11 protein-coding genes and 4 pseudogenes are annotated in these 16,205 nt (G+C 58.2%); 5 read left to right on the top strand and 10 right to left on the bottom strand.

What is annotated here, in order from left to right:
• Positions 1 to 52: 52 nt before the first annotated feature.
• From JFT87_RS28710 to JFT87_RS28695, 4 genes and pseudogenes are all read right to left on the bottom strand, one after another.
• A complete protein-coding gene (locus JFT87_RS28710) occupies positions 53 to 4,108 on the bottom strand; it encodes an NEL-type E3 ubiquitin ligase domain-containing protein (protein WP_342367194.1) in 4,056 nt (1,351 codons plus the stop codon).
• A 1,647-nt stretch (positions 4,109 to 5,755) separates the two neighbouring features.
• Positions 5,756 to 6,022: pseudogene (locus JFT87_RS28705) on the bottom strand (hypothetical protein); the annotation flags it as partial.
• A 134-nt stretch (positions 6,023 to 6,156) separates the two neighbouring features.
• Positions 6,157 to 6,210 (bottom strand): annotated as a pseudogene (locus tag JFT87_RS28700) (hypothetical protein); the annotation flags it as partial.
• Positions 6,211 to 6,311: 101 nt separating this feature from the next.
• Positions 6,312 to 6,647, bottom strand: a pseudogene (locus tag JFT87_RS28695) (dermonecrotic toxin domain-containing protein); the annotation flags it as partial.
• A gap of 295 nt (positions 6,648 to 6,942) precedes the next feature.
• On the opposite strand from JFT87_RS28695, the gene JFT87_RS17720 reads away from it, so the two are divergent.
• A complete protein-coding gene (locus JFT87_RS17720; RefSeq protein ID WP_201203244.1) occupies positions 6,943 to 7,161 on the top strand; it encodes a DUF2970 domain-containing protein in 219 nt (72 codons plus the stop codon).
• Between the two features lie 7 nt (positions 7,162 to 7,168).
• Here the strand turns inward: JFT87_RS17720 and JFT87_RS17715 are convergent.
• A pseudogene (locus JFT87_RS17715) lies at positions 7,169 to 8,241 on the bottom strand (ABC transporter substrate-binding protein).
• 525 nt (positions 8,242 to 8,766) lie between these two features.
• Between JFT87_RS17715 and JFT87_RS17710 the strand changes: the two are divergent.
• Both JFT87_RS17710 and JFT87_RS17705 read left to right on the top strand, forming a co-directional pair.
• Positions 8,767 to 10,425, top strand: coding sequence for a nitrite/sulfite reductase (locus tag JFT87_RS17710; RefSeq protein WP_201203242.1), 1,659 nt, complete (start codon positions 8,767 to 8,769; stop codon positions 10,423 to 10,425).
• Entirely contained in the window at positions 10,409 to 10,903 is a 495-nt protein-coding gene (locus JFT87_RS17705; protein WP_201203240.1) for a DUF934 domain-containing protein, read from the top strand. Before JFT87_RS17710 ends, JFT87_RS17705 begins: the two co-directional genes overlap by 17 nt.
• A 66-nt stretch (positions 10,904 to 10,969) precedes the next feature.
• Here JFT87_RS17705 and sohB read toward each other — a convergent pair whose 3' ends face one another.
• Positions 10,970 to 11,992 carry a protease SohB gene (gene sohB, locus JFT87_RS17700; RefSeq protein ID WP_201203238.1) on the bottom strand — a complete coding sequence of 341 codons (1,023 nt, stop codon included), beginning with the start codon at positions 11,990 to 11,992 and terminating at the stop codon, positions 10,970 to 10,972.
• 204 nt (positions 11,993 to 12,196) lie between these two features.
• Here sohB and JFT87_RS17695 point away from each other — a divergent pair, with 204 nt between their 5' ends.
• Positions 12,197 to 12,907, top strand: a complete 711-nt coding sequence (locus tag JFT87_RS17695; protein WP_201203236.1) for a histidine phosphatase family protein — start codon at positions 12,197 to 12,199, stop codon at positions 12,905 to 12,907.
• Between the two features lie 64 nt (positions 12,908 to 12,971).
• Positions 12,972 to 13,286 (top strand): SCP2 sterol-binding domain-containing protein, encoded by a 315-nt coding sequence (locus JFT87_RS17690; protein WP_019690779.1) that lies wholly within the window; start codon positions 12,972 to 12,974, stop codon positions 13,284 to 13,286.
• Positions 13,287 to 13,342: 56 nt separating this feature from the next.
• On the opposite strand, the gene JFT87_RS17685 is transcribed toward JFT87_RS17690, so the two are convergent.
• The 4 genes from JFT87_RS17685 to JFT87_RS17670 all read right to left on the bottom strand — a co-directional run bounded on the left by JFT87_RS17685 (position 13,343) and on the right by JFT87_RS17670 (position 16,179).
• Complete coding sequence (locus tag JFT87_RS17685) at positions 13,343 to 13,876, bottom strand: hypothetical protein (RefSeq protein WP_201203234.1); 534 nt, start codon at positions 13,874 to 13,876, stop codon at positions 13,343 to 13,345.
• Positions 13,877 to 13,999: 123 nt separating this feature from the next.
• On the bottom strand, positions 14,000 to 14,563 hold the full coding sequence (locus JFT87_RS17680; RefSeq protein WP_201203233.1) for a hypothetical protein: 564 nt from the start codon (positions 14,561 to 14,563) through the stop codon (positions 14,000 to 14,002).
• Between the two features lie 38 nt (positions 14,564 to 14,601).
• Positions 14,602 to 15,639, bottom strand: coding sequence for a hypothetical protein (locus tag JFT87_RS17675; protein WP_201203232.1), 1,038 nt, complete (start codon positions 15,637 to 15,639; stop codon positions 14,602 to 14,604).
• 12 nt (positions 15,640 to 15,651) lie between these two features.
• Positions 15,652 to 16,179 carry a PAAR domain-containing protein gene (locus JFT87_RS17670; RefSeq protein WP_201203231.1) on the bottom strand — a complete coding sequence of 176 codons (528 nt, stop codon included), beginning with the start codon at positions 16,177 to 16,179 and terminating at the stop codon, positions 15,652 to 15,654.
• Positions 16,180 to 16,205: the final 26 nt, after the last annotated feature.

The following is a 16,205-nucleotide window of genomic DNA, read 5'->3' as shown; positions in this document are numbered from 1 at the left end:
CTTTGACCCTACCTCGGTAGACCGTTTGGCTACCGAGGTAGGCGTCAGCCAGTTATTGGCTGAACTGCTGTCGCTCAACCTCCGTCAATTCGAGCAATAACGCGGTTTCCTGCGTTTTGAACGTCACCTCCAGCGCCACGACTTCTGCCAGATATGCCTCGGTTATCGCTGTATGGCGGTCTTCCAGCTCGCTTTGTATCTGCGCCTGTTTGTCCTTGAGTGCCGCCAATCGCGCTGCATATTTACGCTTCAGCTGATCGGTCCAGTACTTGCGCGTGACCAGATCTTCCTTGAACTCGGCCGACTGCTCGGCGCCAATCACTTCGGCATAGGCCGCGTCCAGGCTGGCGGCGCTGACGTTGCCGCTGTACAGCATGTCTTTCGGCTGCCCCGGCAGTTCCAGCCTGTCGCCAAGACCAATCCGATAAGCCAGTCGCACTTCCGCCGGATCCGGCCGACCGCCCTGCGCCTGACGTTGCTGCACATCGCGGTTGGCGATTTTCTCGATCCGCCCCAGACGAAACAGCTTCCTGCCCAGTTTGAACAACACGCTGTCTTGTTGGTTGGCTGGCGTCGATTTGACCGTATCGAACTCGAAGACCTTCACTTCAATGTCGCTGAACAACAGAATGCGGCCGTCGCCACACGTCTGCGCCGATTGCGCCATGACAAATACCGTGTCGCGCAATTCGGCATCACTGGCAGCCGCTGTCAGTACCCGATGCACGCGTCGCGTCAGATCGGCTCGTCCCAATTTGAAGTCTTTCGTGCCCTCCATTCGGTCGAGCAAGTTGAAAAAAGCCGCGTTGTTCGGCGCCTGTTCAAGATCGCTCCAGATCCGTGTCATCTCGTCAGCGTCGCTGGCCGCCTCATCAATCCAGCGTTGCCGTGCTTCTGGACCGGTTACGTGCTCAATATCCACATCCTCGTCGCTGATATCCGAAGTGTCGCCGTCGAAAGCACTATCGGTGTCAAAACCATCCAACACTTCATCAAGTTCCTCTGTCGACCAACCCATGATCGACTCGCCCTCAGTCACTTCATTGCGCAACATCAGCAGGGCCGCACCGTCCAGGTTGTCGTTGCTAGTCACATTGGTACCCAAACGCAACTCGCGGTAGGGTTCTGTCAGCAACGCCTGGGGAATCGACTCAAGCATGTTGTCGCGCAGATTCAGCGAGGTCAGCGCCGGCAGGCGCAAAACCCCGGCCGGCCAGTCGACCAGACGATTGCTGCGCACGTCGAGCGTGTGTAGCTGTGTGAGTGAACTGACATCCAGCACCTCCAGCCAGTTGTGCGACAAATCGAGGGACTGCAACTGACCCAATGCAGCGATCTGGCGCTGAAGTTGCGGCGTCGAGCTCAGCTGATTAGAGGATGCCGACAGTCGCGTAAGATGCGTCAGCGTGGTAACGGGCTCGGGCAAGGCTGTCAGGAAATTGCCATCGAGCTCCAGGGTGTGAATGCCTTCGAACGAACGCATGAAACCATCAGCCCCGGTTTCGTAGATAAACACCTTGTTCAGCTTTAACGTGCCGACATGGGAGAAGTCACCGGTCAACGTTGGCAAGCTGCCTAAAGGATTTTCGGACATATCGAGGGTATGACTGGCAGAGCCATCGGCCACCGCCGCACCGCGCAAATTATGCCGCCAACAGCTGAGAATCTGGTCAGCCGCTTTGCGACGTTCCATGACGCTGACCCAGAGCGGCACACTCAGCTCCCGTAACTGGAAGGGTGGCTGGGTGATCCATTCATTGAGGGTTTCAGTCAGTGCCTGAAACTGCTTGTCCCATTCATCGATCTGCGCGAACAGCGCTCCCGCCCCGCCCGTACTCAACGTCAGATCATCGACGGCCCGCAATGCCTCGACGTCGAGCAGATCAGGATCAAGCCTCTGCAAACGTGCTTTTGGCGTGAAGCGTGCCAGTTGCTCCGCCGTCTCCGTACGCAACGGCAACAACAGCTCGGGGTGCAGGCTGGCCAGCGGCGGAAAATAGGCCGGGCCGCCAATGTTGATGCCGTCTCTGAGATCGGCTCGGGAAATGCCCATGGGCGCGACGGAGGGACTGTTCGCCAGCAGGTCGTAACGGGCCTCGGCGGTCAGCAGACAGCCGCTCATATCAACCCAAAGATGCCCGTGGCCATTGAATATGGCTTGGGGAATCGTGGCGACGGCACTGTTGTTCAATTCCAATTGAACCAGCGCCGGCACGTCCAGCGCGCCTCGAGGCCAGCTGGAAATGGCCGTGTAGCCCAAACGAAGGCGCTTCAAGGCACGCAACGAGCTGATATCCAGCGTTTCGATGCGGTTGTAACGCAAGTCGAGGAACTCCAGGGCCGTCAACCTGTTCAGGCGCTCCTGAGCACCTACAGTTATCGTCAGGTAATTGCGCGGCAGGCTCAGTTCTTTCAGTTTCGTCAGCCCGCCCAGAGTAGACGGCAAGTCGAACAGCTGATTGGAGCGAAGGTCGAGCGAACGCAACTCGCTGAAGTGCTGCAGGAATTGCCCGAGGTTGTCCACCGGGGCCATGACGTCGGCCATTTTCAGCGTTTGAACGTGAGCGAAACCGCTGGATTGCAGCACCGACAAATCCGGCAGATTACCCAGGGCCGTCCCGGATAAATCAAGCGTCGCTGCGCTGTCGAGCTCAATCACGGGCAACGGCTGTGAGATCGATGAGCCGGGGGCAAGATCTGCACTGATCGGCAGCTCCCCGGTTTTGCCGTAACGGCGGAGCAACCCGCTCCTCCAGCATTCACGAATAAGCCTGGCAGCAGTTTCCCGCCCTCGCGCATCGACTGGGCGGCCATTGACCGTCGCCGAATGTTCCTGCCATACCATCATCTGCCGGGACAAAGCCTGTTGGTCATGACGCACGCCATTGACGTGATCGAGTAACGCCCGCCCGGACAGCCCTTCGGCCTTCAGTTGCCGCAGCGCTGTAACGGCCAGTTCGCTGTCGCAATTGATTGCGACTTGCAGCGCACCCTGACTGTAGCGATCAAGCATTGTGTCGACATCCAGCAGATGGGCAGGGTTGTCGCGCACATATTCATACGCTTTGACAAACTGTTCAGGCTCCAGGCGTGCCCAGTTCAGGTCCAGACCGCGCCACAGGTTCTCGTGTCCCGAGAACAGCTCGGCCGGTAGCGTCGCAAGTTCGGTGCTGCTGAAATTGATCTTCTCAAGATTGGGTAGCTGCAACGCGCCTTCAGGCCAGGCCTGAAGATTACCGGCCAGATTCAACGTGCGCAGATTGGGCAACCGACTGACATCCAGTTGCGTACTGATCCCGCGCAGCGTCATGGTCTCGAGTTGCGGCATGACATTGACCAGCATCTGGGCGGTCGCACTGAACTCCTGACCGAGATTGCCGCCCAGTAACAAGCCACGCACACCAGTCAACTCACTGAGTTTTTCGACCAATTGGTTGCGTTCCAAGGTGTCCCACACGTAAAGCTCAAGCGTATGGACGTTGGGGAACTGCCGCACAAACGCTTCGCTGGACTGACTGAGCAAACTCTGAACACTCAAGCGCAGGCTGCTGACGTTACGAAAGCGTGCGGTTAATTCGGGTAGAACTCCGGCGTTGCCCAAGTCCAGGTGAACGCCTTCCGAGACATCGACCAGCCCGCCTGAGCGCCAGGCCTCATTGATCGTTTGCACCGCTTGTCGTCGGGCCGCAGGCTCGCCACCGCTGCGGCTCCATTGCTCCAGTTGCGTGGCAAGGGTTTCGTATTCCAGGGCGCGCAGGCTCAGTAAATGCGCGATTTGCGTTTCAGTGCTGCCATCAAGCAGCAGGTTGCTGACCATCCTTTCGGCCATCTCATCGGAAAATTCGGGATAGAGGTCTTGCACTCGGCAGATCAGTGAAGGATTGACCATCGCGCCAGTGCCACGGCCGCTCAACGGATAACCCACGCGACCGTCGGCCAAACGCTGAGGTGCCTTGAACCGCCGGCCGGCAGCGGTTGGCAGCAGCGTTTCGAACATTGACTCTCGATGGGTTCGGGCGTAGGTGCAAAGGGCTTCTTGTAACGCCGGGCTTTGCCCTACATTCGGCACACCCAGCTGCACGCGCGTGTCATCCGGCAGGGCATGCATGATCGACGCGTAAAAATTGTCACCCTCGCGGGGCACACTGTTCAACGGGTTGCCGTGTTGGTCAAAGGCCTGGAACTGATGGGTTTGATGATGTTGATGGCCGTCGGTGACCAGGTATTTGATCTCCTCGGCCGACTCGCTGCCGACGCTCGCCAGAACTTTGCCGGTGTAATGGTGCTGACGCAGTTCCAGGCGCAACCGTTGCGGCCAGCCAGGCAGTTTTTCCAACGCCCGTAGCGCCAGGCGCTGGCTGTCGAGGGACGCCAGACTTTGCAGGTGCATACCGGCCAGCGCTGTGTTCAGACGCGCCAATCGGGCGCGGGTGCGGGCCTTGAGCAACAGGCTGGCTGGCAGCTTGGCCGTTTGCTGGATAGACAGGCGCTCGCGAACCGTGGCGCTGCTCAATACTTCATTTAGCGCGTCAGTCGACAGACTGGGGAACGTCTTGTGCAGTGGCTCGAAGCCGGCGGCTTGCGGCCCTGAGACGTGAGTGCCGCCAATAGCATCCAGAAAATCCGATGCCGCAACAGGCTCACCGCGACCGGCTCGCGCATTCACTTCGTTGAGCCAACGGTCGTACCGGAACTGACGCAAGGTGTCCGACAGAACCGAAGGCACAGGCTGCTGATCGACATGGATTTTGCGCAGCGCGTTGTCATCGACGCCGCTGATCCGCGCAATGTGCTCCAGCGTCGCGCTGTCCAGCTCATCAGTGACGTGCCCCAGACGACGAAGCAGTGTCTGGCGATCCCACGCCAAGGGGCGTTCGAAGGTGTGACGCCAGGCGCCCTGCTCATTCGATTGCAGGACGGGCTGATAAGCCTGCGGATCGTTCGGGTGTTTCAGGCGCCACTTGCCGAGGGCCTGATCGAAGGTTTTTTCGTAGACATTGTCTTCGAGGCGAATGTAAGTGCTGCCCGCCACTTCATATTGGCCCAAGCTGTTGGGCTTGAGTCCCGCGGGCAAAACCACATTACTCTTATAGGGCGCCAGGCTTGGTCGCCACAATTGCTCGTCACCAAACGGCAGCTTGATCCTGACCATGCCGTCGACAATCGGCGCGGAGAGTATTTTCGGCGCTTTGCCGGCCGCAGCGCCGAGAACCGCCACGAAGGCCAGGTTAGCCGCTACCGAGCCGAGATAACCCCAGGCTTGATCCGTGTCGCCGACACTCCAGGCCTCGGCACCGTGGTAGACATCCAGGGTCAGTTGAACGGCCATCACCGCCATCATCACCTCCCCCAGCCCTGGAATGAAGAATGCTGCCATGTTGAGTATGTTCAGTCCCCACTCGGCGTAGTGCTCAAGTCGCGCCTTCCAGGCGTCGTGGTCAACCGTGGCCGTTGGCACCGCCAATTGCGCGGCCGACTCCTTCAGGCGCGTTTCATGCCGGGTGTACAACTCATTGAACAGGTCGCCATCGAAAAAGCCTTCGGCGAGATTCAGCGTCGGCTCTTCGCGATAAACCCGACGGTAAATTCCGTCAATGTGCCCGGTGAGGGTCTGTTCACGATGCGCTGCGTGGGAATCCCATTCGCGCGTCTCCAAGGCATTCTGCAGCGTGCTGAGGAACCTGCCGGCATCGCCATGAGGGAGGAGTCGCAGAAATGAACGCTGATAGGCGACATCACGCAGGCGCAACGCAAGATCTTGTTCAAACGCCGCCAGCGAGGCGTACTCCTTGATCGCCGCTACCGGGTCACCCGGCATGCACACGATGATCCGTGAGTCTGTGTAAGTCGCCACGTCCAGCAGGTTGGTGCCCGGGTTGGACCAACTCAGGTCGACTTTTTCCGCTTGCGCCGGCTTCCACCAATGACAAACATCTCGCTGACAGGCACACCGAGCACATGCAACTGGCTGAACGTCACCGCCTCGCCGTCCAGTTTTGGCGACTGCTCGCCATTCAGCACGCCGAGCACCGCCAGATAACCGGTTGGCGTGAGCAGCGACGTGAGCCGCGCAACGTGTGCGTGTGTGCGCAGGCTGTCCTTCGACGCCTCGATCGTCTGCGACTTTACGTCCGAGGCGCTCTCGCCATCATCGAAGATCGTCGCTAAATGCTCCTGATATTGTTTGCCGATATCCAGTTCGCGACACAACCGCGCAAAGTCAGCCGGCTGGATCGCCAGTTTTTTGATCCCGTAGCACTTCGATGGACCGAATGAGGGGTAATACCAACCGTAAAGCCCCTCACTCCCTCCCCTTGAGGCGCCGCTTCACCCTGCTCGGCGATCAGTTGCGTTGGCGCGAACACTTGATCGTCTTCAAAGTTGCGCAGTGCCAGTTGCAGCAGGTTCTGATCGGTGAGCAGCACGTCACTGAAAGGCACGTGGTACAGCCAGGTGTTTAGCGTATCGACTTTGATGCCGAACCTTTTGTGCAAAGCCTCCTCAAGCAAAGGTTGCGCGAACTCGGCGACACTTTTGAGCCCTTTGAGGGTTTTCGCCAGCGTCCGGCTGGACGTGCGACTGCGTTGCTGGCTGTCGCGGACTATCTGTCGTTGCACGGCGGTCAGCGCCGCGAACCAGTCAGGCATCGCGTCCTCAGCCAAACCTCCGGGTATTCTGGCCCTGCCCAGTTGCTTGATATTCGCGGCGGTGAAATGCCTTAGACGGTGTTGCAGCTTTTGTTTGACGAAAGGCTGGTGCAGGCCGCCCTCCCTTGACGATGTGGTTTCACTCATGTGGCGTTACCTGACGACTTTGTATGAAGCGTCAGTCAAACATCGCGAGCACGATCAATGGCGGTACATATATATACCTGCCCGGAAAAACGCCCCAGCCAGTCGAATTGGCTATGCTTGGTTTTTACACCGTGATGACGAGGGATTTATGGACGATCCAGTCGACAACAAGCCACCGACGTTCCTACAGATGCTGCACAGCGTGATAGCCGCGGCGTTCGGAGTGCAAAGCGGGAAGAATCGCGCCCGGGACTTTACCCATGGCAAGCCGAGTCATTTCGTGATTATGGGGATTGTGTTCACAGCGATATTCGCGCTGACGCTGTTTGGCATCGTGAAACTGGTGCTGCACCTGGCCGGGGTGTGACGCGGTTTCAGTGCATCAACGTTAGCAGGCTGAACGGGTAGCGATAGGACGTCGGTCGCCCCTTGGCCGACAGCTTGCGAAAGCTCACGCCATAATTCGGCGACTTGCCCAAGGCAAGCATTTGCTGTGCATGGGGTTTGTCGACCAATTGCAGCAACGGCAGCATGCGATCGCGCCCGCCGTAGTGCTTCAAGTCGACGCCTTGCTGATCGTCATGCAACTCGACCAAAGCCCAGCCCCCAGCGTAAAGTGCCCGCCAACCAGCGCGCTGAGACGTCCGTCAAGCAAAGCCTGCAATGCCGCCGGGGATGTGTTTACCGCACTGAACAACGCATCTTTACCCGGGACCTTGCCCGTCTCGGCGTATGCGCGGATTGCGCCAAACGCCATCTCGTCATTGGCGGACCACACCAGCGATACCTTGGGGTAGCGCCGCAACAGCAATTTCGCCTGTTCATAGGCGCGCTCACGGGTCCAGCCGCTGTAGACCAGTTGGCGCAAACGCACTTCAGGGTGTTCGGCCAAGGCGCGCAGCATGCCTTTTTCGCGCAGTTGCGCCGAAGGGGTGATCTTCAGGCCGGAAAACGCCAGTAACTCGATGGATTGTCCGGGCGCCGCCGGTGGATGCTGGCGGATCAATTCCTTGAGCATCAGGTAGCCGCCCTCCTCGTCGTTGGGCACCAGGCTACCCAATCGATCCGGGCGCTCACCCAGCAGGCTCAGTTGATTGTCGGTCAGGGACGCGTTGACTATAAACAGCTTCACCCCACTGCCTTGGGCCAGACGAAAGATTTGCGGCGCGACGTACTGCTCGTTGGCAAACACCAGATAATCCGGACGATCAGGCCCCTGCAATGCCTCTCGGGCCTGGGCAATCGTGACCTCAGGCATGCGCTCGGCATAAAGAATCTTCAAGTCCATTCCAAGATCCTTGGCCGCCGCCTGCATGAATTGCGAGTAGCTGACCCAGAATCTTTCATGGGTAGAGCCCGGGTTCAGGAACAACACCGATTCCGCGTGCACGCCGGGTCCGTAGACCGCGCCGAATATCAGCAGGAAGGTGTAGAAAAACTTGAACATTGGATCATCCGAGCCCCGGAAAAATGGCCGCGCATTATAGCCCCCGAACTGCCGGCAAACTGCGCTAATTCCCGTTTTTGTCCGACAATCGTCGGAACCAGGCCCGGACGGGGTCGTTTATTGATGCGCGACCCAAAATACTGCCGTGCCCACGACCAGGATGATCAGGAACAAAATCGCCCAGGCATCGACCGTGCTATCGCTTTTCCTTGCTTTGGTTGGGTTGCTCATTGCATCGCCTCTTGTCGGTTTTATCGGTGATTGCAGAAAGACTCGAGCAGAGTAAAGACGACGATTGCCCGCACCACAAATAAGGGTTTAGCGATAACGGTTCTCGTTAGTCGTTTTGGTTCTTTACATATACTCAAACATCACTTTTGCGCATAACTGCAAACTGGTATCTTGCCCCGGCTCCGTAGGGAGTGCGCGGCCGTGCGCGCAGAATTGCCGAGGCAGCATCGGAAACTTCAGCAAGCGAAAAACGCAACTGGAACCGACCGGCCCAAGCCTGAGAACAGGACTTATATGTACGTATACGACGAGTACGATCAGCGGATCATCGAGGACCGCGTCAAGCAGTTCCGTGATCAGACCCGACGCTATCTGGCAGGCGAGCTGAGCGAAGAAGAATTCCGCCCCCTGCGCCTGCAAAATGGCCTTTACATCCAGCGTTTCGCGCCGATGTTGCGGGTCGCGGTGCCTTACGGCCAACTGACTTCGCGCCAGACGCGAATGATGGCCAAGATTGCCCGTGACTATGACAAGGGCTATGCCCACATCAGCACCCGGCAGAACGTGCAGTTCAACTGGCCGGCGCTGGAAGACATTCCGGACATCCTGGCTGAGCTGGCTACCGTGCAGATGCACGCGATCCAGACCAGCGGCAACTGCCTGCGCAACGTCACCACCGACCAGTTCGCCGGTGTCGCTGCCGACGAGTTGATCGACCCGCGCCCGTGGTGCGAAATCGTCCGTCAGTGGACCACGTTCCACCCGGAATTCGCTTACCTGCCGCGCAAGTTCAAGATTGCCATCAACGGTTCGACGTCCGACCGTGCGGCCATCGAAGTCCATGACATCGGCCTTGAGCCGGTGCACAACGCTGCGGGCGAACTGGGTTTCCGTGTGTTGGTCGGTGGCGGCCTGGGCCGTACACCGGTGGTGGGCGCGTTCATCAATGAGTTCCTGCCGTGGCAGGACCTGTTGAGCTACCTCGACGCCATCCTGCGGGTTTATAACCGCTACGGCCGCCGCGACAACAAGTACAAGGCGCGGATCAAGATCCTCGTTAAAGCCTTGACCCCTGAAGTCTTCGCGCAAAAAGTCGACGCGGAAATGGAACACCTTCGCGGTGGCCAGACCACGCTGACCGACGCCGAAGTGCATCGCGTCGCCAAACACTTCGTCGACCCGGACTACAAGGCCCTGGACAACCAGTCCCAGGCACTGGCCGACCTCGATAAAGAACACGCAGGCTTCGCTCGCTGGCGCACCCGCAACACCCTGGCGCACAAGAAGCCGGGCTATGTGGCCGTCACCCTGTCCCTGAAGCCGACCGGTGTTGCACCGGGCGACATCACCGACAAGCAGCTCGACGCGGTGGCCGACCTGGCCGAGCGTTACAGCTTCGGTCAACTGCGCACTTCCCACGAGCAGAACATCATCCTGGCCGACGTCGAGCAGGCTCAGTTGTTCACCCTGTGGGGCGAGTTGCGCGAGCAAGGTTTTGCTACGCCGAACATCGGCTTGCTGACCGACATCATCTGCTGCCCTGGCGGTGATTTCTGCTCGCTGGCCAACGCCAAGTCGATCCCGATTGCCGAATCAATCCAGCGTCGTTTCGACAACCTGGACTACCTGTTCGACATCGGCGAACTGGACCTGAACATCTCCGGTTGCATGAACGCCTGTGGTCACCACCACGTCGGCCACATCGGCATCCTCGGGGTGGACAAGAAAGGCGAAGAGTTCTACCAGGTGTCCCTCGGCGGCAGCGCCAGCCGTGACGCCAGCCTGGGCAAGATCCTCGGCCCGTCCTTCGCCCAGGAAGCCATGCCTGATGTGATCGAAAAGCTGATCAACGTGTACATCGAACAACGTACCGAAGACGAGCGCTTCATCGACACCTATCAGCGTATCGGCATCGACCTCTTCAAGGAGCGCGTCTATGCAGCGAATAATTAAGAACAACGAAGTCGTCGACGAAACCTGGCACTTGCTGCCCAAGGACTTCAACATCGACGAGATCAGCAACTGCGACGACCTGATCGTGCCGCTGGCGCTGTGGCGCGAACACAGCCGTATGCTCAAGGCCCGCGATGGCGGCCTGGGTGTGTGGCTGGACGCCGATGAAGAAGCCGAGGAAATCGGTGACGACGTGGATCAGTTCAAGGTGATTGCCCTGAATTTCCCGGCCTTCACCGATGGCCGTAACTACTCCAACGCCCGCCTGCTGCGTGACCGTTATGGTTTCAAAGGCGAACTGCGGGCGATTGGCGATATTCTGCGCGACCAGTTGTTCTACCTGCGCCGCTGCGGTTTCGACGCCTTTGCGTTGCGCGCCGATAAAGACCCGTACGAAGCCCTTGAAGGTCTCAAGGATTTCTCGGTGACCTATCAGGCCGCCACTGACGAGCCGCTGCCGCTGTTCCGTCGGCGCTGACCACACGGTTTTATCGCGGACAAAAAAACGCCGGTCATTGACCGGCGTTTTTTATGGCTGACTGATTTACCAGAAGCGTTGTTGGGTCAGTCGGCTCCACCAGGTCAACAGCACCCGATCAATCGAACCGCTGGCAGCCAGGCCGACACGCTCCTGCAAGCTCTTGCGTTCGGCGTAGTGCAAGTGAAACAGCTCGGCGCCCTTGGCGCGCTCGGCGAGGTATTCGTCACTGGTCTTGAGTTCGTCCACCAGTTGCTTGTCCAGCGCCGCGACACCGAGCCAGACTTCGCCGGTGGCCACTTCATTGATGTCCAATTGCGGACGGTAGCGAGAGACGAAGTTCTTGAATAATTGGTGGGTGATGTCCAGGTCTTCCTGGAACTTTTCCCGGCCCTTCTCGGTGTTTTCGCCAAACACCGTCAGCGTGCGCTTGTACTCGCCGGCAGTCAGGACTTCAAAGTCGATGTCGTGCTTTTTCAGCAAGCGGTTGATGTTGGGCAACTGCGCCACCACGCCGATGGAGCCGAGGATGGCGAACGGCGCGCTGATAATTTTCTCGCCGATGCACGCCATCATGTAGCCGCCACTGGCCGCGACCTTGTCGATGCACACGGTCAGCGGCACGCCCGCCTCACGGATGCGCGCCAGTTGCGACGACGCCAGGCCATAGCTGTGGACCATGCCGCCGCCGCTTTCAAGACGCAGAACCACTTCGTCCTTTGGGGTCGCGAGGGTCAGTAGCGCGGTGATTTCGTGGCGCAGGCTTTCGGTGGCGGAAGCCTTGATGTCGCCGTCGAAATCCAGCACAAACACCCGGCCCTTGGCTTCGGGTTTTTTCTTCTGTTTTTTCTCGGTTTTAGCCTGGGACTTGCGCAGGGCCTTGAGCTGGTCCTTGTCGAGCAAGGTTTGCTCCAGGCGTTCGCGCAGCCCTTTGTAGAAATCATTGAGTTTGCTGACCTGCAACTGACCGGCCGACTTGCGCCGACCTTTGCTGCGCAATGCCGCGAAACTGGCCAGCACCACCAGAATGGCGACCACCAGTGTCACGGTCTTGGCCAGAAAACTGGCGTACTCGGCAAAAAACTCCACACAGGACTCCTTTAATGCAATGCGCCGCATATACGCGCGCGGGATAACGTCAGCATACCCATGCCCCGCCTTTGGGGCCAGCCGTGAAACCTCTGGCAACAGGCCTGTAACGGGCATTTCAAACAAGCGTATGTTTTTTCATTGACAGCTCACTGCCATCCTCATAACCTCGCCAAACCTTCAACGTACCGGGATGACGCGGACGTGGGCAGCATCTATTTGATTCGACATGGCCAGGCCTCCTTTGGTGCAGACGACTACGACGTCCTGTCGCCGACCGGTATTCGCCAGGCAGAAATCATCGGCCAGCACCTCGCTGAGCTGGGTCTCAGCTTCGATCGCTGTCTGTCGGGGGACTTGCGCCGTCAGCAACATACCGCCAACAGCGCGCTGGAACAGTACGCCGCCGTGGGCCTGCCGGTGCCGACGCTGGAAATCGATTCCGCTTTCAACGAATTCGACGCCGACGCGGTGATCCGCGCCCTTTTGCCGGCCATGTTGGCGGATGAGCCCGAAGCGCTGAACTTCCTGCGCAACGCGGCGCAAAACCGTGCTGAGTTCCAGCGCATCTTTTCCCTGATCATCGAGCGCTGGCTGGCTGGCACTTACGACACACCGGGCCTGGAAAGCTGGCTGGGGTTTGTCGAGCGCGTGCAAGGCGGACTGAACCGCATCCTTGAACAAGCCGACAACACCCAGAAAATCGCCGTATTCACCTCCGGCGGCACCATCACTGCCCTGCTCCACCTCATTACACAAATGCCTGCCCGGCAGGCCTTTGAGCTCAACTGGCAAATCGTCAACACCTCGCTCCACCAACTGAAGTTTCGTGGTCGCGAGGTGGCCCTGGCTTCCTTCAACAGTCATGTACACCTGCAACTGCTGAAGGCCCCGGAACTCATCACGTTTCGCTGAGTCCGGACTATTGTGACCCTGGCTGTAATCACCCAGCTCTAATTACCCAAGAAAGGATCGAACCATGACCTCCGTAGCTGATGCCGTACAAGCAATGAAAGCCAAGTTCAACCCAGCCGCCGCTGCCGGTCTGGACCTGGTATTCGGTTTCCGCATCGACGACACCAAGAACTTCTCGCTGATCGTCAAAGACAGCACCTGCGAGCTCAAAGAAGGCGAAAACCCGGATGCCCAGGTCACTCTGGTGATGGACGGTGAAACCCTGGAAGGCATCGTCGACGGTTCGACCGACGGCATGCAAGCGTTCATGGGCGGCAAACTGCGCGCTGAAGGCGACATGATGCTGGCGATGAAACTGTCCGAGCTGTTCCCGTCGTAAGACTGCCGTTCGCTTACAAACAAATCCCGCCATTGGCGGGATTTGTCGTTTCAGGGTCACTGGATGCCGTCAGCGTCCAGCTCCTTGAAGACCTGCCGATCGGCGATCTGGGTCTGACTGTCGGGGTACATTAACTGGACGCTGCCACCGGGGATGATTTCACCGGTTTGCGCATCACGGGCGAAGGTGATGACATACCGCTCACCCTGGTACTTCAGGTAAATGTTGTAATAATCCTGCGGCTGGTCCGGCGCTGCAAAAGCGCTGTAGCGATAGCGGGTGCGTGGCACCAGCATTGGCCACTCCTTTTGCAGCAACTCGCCACTCACTTCGGGGTCCGCTGACTCCAGGGCAACAATCGCCGTCGCGACCAGTTCATCGTTTTTTGCCGATGTCAGAAGAAGTGGTCGATCGCGTTGCAGGGTGACGAGACTGGCTTCGCCATTCACAACATCACGGCGGTACATTCCGTTACGAAACCACTTGGAGGCATCAAAGCGGTTTTCTTCCGGACTCCAGTCGCCGTAATACATATCAACTCTTGAAGAGCAGAAATAAAAACTCAAGGGAAGAATGACAGCAAGCAACATGAGCGCTTGAACGCCCCTGATCCTGAAAAAATGACTTTTCAATCGATGACCCGCGAACATCTGCGTCGACGACTTTCGTTCGATATTTGAATTTCGACTGCGGAGTTTTTCAAACCCTGCAAATCAACGCTTTGCGGCAGCCGCTTTTGCAAGATCGTTTTGTACTTGCAGGTACGCGACCTCTTCATCACTCCCTTTCACCAGGTGCGAGGCCATGGCTCCGGTCAGCAACTGCTTGGCGGTGACGTCCCAATCCAGTGTGACGACGTAAGTATCGTTCTGGAGGGTTACAAACAGCCAATAGGAATCCACGGGGTTGTCCGGCTCAGAGAATGCGCTGTAGGCATAGCGGATTTGACGACGCAAATCCGGGGTATTCAGGACGAGATCTTCCGTATCGACCTTCGGATATTTTTGTTCGATCGCGACCAGAACCTTGGTCAAAAGAACGTCGTTTGCAATGGCCTGCAAGCTTTCCGGCTTATCACGCAGCATGGTCAACGGACTCGCCTGCGCCGGCGTCCCCTCCAAGCGAGGGCGGTACATTCCGGAACTGAACCACCGAGTGGCGTCAAAGCGCACTTCTTCGGTACTCCAGGCGCCGTAATACATCATCACTTTGGCGGACATGTGTTCTTCCTTGGCGTAAATAAAGAGTGTTGCAACACTGACGACGGCCAGCAGCACGCACGACAGGAGCTGCTTAGCCGTTAACGCCCTTATTTTCATAGGGGTTTATAGGCACAGAGTTGTTTAGGAACACCATCAGGCGTTTCACCTGAACGAACATCACGATGTGCGCCTAAAGCATCCAGAGGGAACCCGACCTTCTTTTCATACAACGCTCGACTGTCGTCGTGCGCCATCAAGTTACGCTGTTCTTCGGTGAGCGTGGGTTTGGGTGCCTGCGGCGCCTGTTCTCCAGGAATTTGAGCAGCGGGGTCATTCGCCTGCTTGCGATGCGCTGCCAATTTTCGCTGATAGGCAATCTTCTGACCTGTGTATGCCTCCATTGCCTGGGCATCACTACTCGCCTGCTTACGGATCCCCGGCACGGACTCGCGCTCGGCCGAGGTGCCGTAGGTGGTGTCGTAGTTGCTGCGTCGTGGAAACGCCCAAACGGTGGTCTTAGTCGAGTTGGCCAGAATCTGCGCCAGACTGCGTTCGAAATGGGGGTCTTCGCCTTCATTCACTTTGAAATCGGCGTTGATACCCAAACCGGTACGGCAGGCATACGAGTAAATTTTCGCACCGTAGGCGAATGCCTCGGGCTTGAACATCTGAGCCTGTGCATCACGCAGCCGATAACTGTCGTTTTTATCCAGTTCATAGCCCAGTTCGATACTGCCCACTACGCCGTGGGAGAAAAAATCCAGTTGTTTGATTTCCCGGCCCCGACGTTGCCGGGTGGCAATGAAGTCGACAACACCGGAAATGGAATCCATCTCTCGATACTGCGCACCGTGTTGGTTCTCCACGACGTCTTTCAAAGCCGCCAGCAAGTTGTCCGGGTAATCATTCTTGAACACCAGAAACACTCGCTGGACAGAAAAGGTCGGAGTGCCTGCCGGGTACTTGGTGAGTTGACGGATGCCCTGATTGATAAAGCGCATCTTGTTGCCTTTCTGGCCGCGAACCTTCTCGTACAGCGACATGTAGGATGCCCCCACGACAGTCACATAGTCCTGCGCCAGCGAGCCCTTCACCTGCGTCGTCGCGTGTTGATCGCTCGTCTCGCCCTGTTTCTTGTCCGGTGTCGCCACGTTGAACCTTCCTTAGTAAGCGATGCCCAGTGCATCCAGGTGAGCGGCGGCTTCCTTGCCCCATTGCACGACAATGGACGTCGGGTCGGCGGTGAACACCCGTGCAGCGTTGCCGTGGTTGTCGGTATGGCCGACAAGGCGTTGGCCGTCACCGGTTTCGATGCAAAAGAGCATGTCGGGAATGGCTTCGCCGGTGGTTTCGTCCACCAGTTGGAAACGTTCGCTGTGTTTGGGTACCGTCACGATCGGAATGAACGGTGCGGCGCCGGCCTGAGTGCCGACGAAGACGTCGCCAGAGCCGGTGATGATCATGCCGCCGTGGGCGGTGGCACTGCCGAGAAAGGCAATGGGTTGGCCATTGATCAGGATATTGCCGATGCCTTCGCTGACCGCATCGCCGCAAGCCGTGGCGTCGCCGACGCGCAGCACCGGCATGCCGTTGATGTTCACGTTGGGTGAACCGGCGGTGCTGGCATTGGTGCCGTGGCCGGTTACCGGGCAGGCGTTGAGATCACTGAGTCGGGCGGCAGGTTTTGCCATCATCTACATCCTTGTGAGAGCCAAGC

This window comes from Pseudomonas sp. TH15 (assembly GCF_016651105.1).
Classification (GTDB): domain Bacteria; phylum Pseudomonadota; class Gammaproteobacteria; order Pseudomonadales; family Pseudomonadaceae; genus Aquipseudomonas.
This window is presented reverse-complemented; position numbering and strand designations above follow the sequence as displayed.

Excerpts from the sequence above, each read along its gene's own strand:
- JFT87_RS28710 (WP_342367194.1), bottom strand. The coding sequence starts at position 4,108 with ATGCATGCCCTGCCGGATGACACGCGCGTGCAGCTGGGTGTGCCGAAT.
- JFT87_RS17720 (WP_201203244.1), top strand. The coding sequence starts at position 6,943 with ATGGACGATCCAGTCGACAACAAGCCACCGACGTTCCTACAGATGCTG.
- JFT87_RS17710 (WP_201203242.1), top strand. The coding sequence starts at position 8,767 with ATGTACGTATACGACGAGTACGATCAGCGGATCATCGAGGACCGCGTC.
- JFT87_RS17705 (WP_201203240.1), top strand. The coding sequence starts at position 10,409 with ATGCAGCGAATAATTAAGAACAACGAAGTCGTCGACGAAACCTGGCAC.
- JFT87_RS17690 (WP_019690779.1), top strand. The coding sequence starts at position 12,972 with ATGACCTCCGTAGCTGATGCCGTACAAGCAATGAAAGCCAAGTTCAAC.
- JFT87_RS17685 (WP_201203234.1), bottom strand. The coding sequence starts at position 13,876 with ATGTTGCTTGCTGTCATTCTTCCCTTGAGTTTTTATTTCTGCTCTTCA.
- JFT87_RS17670 (WP_201203231.1), bottom strand. The coding sequence starts at position 16,179 with ATGGCAAAACCTGCCGCCCGACTCAGTGATCTCAACGCCTGCCCGGTA.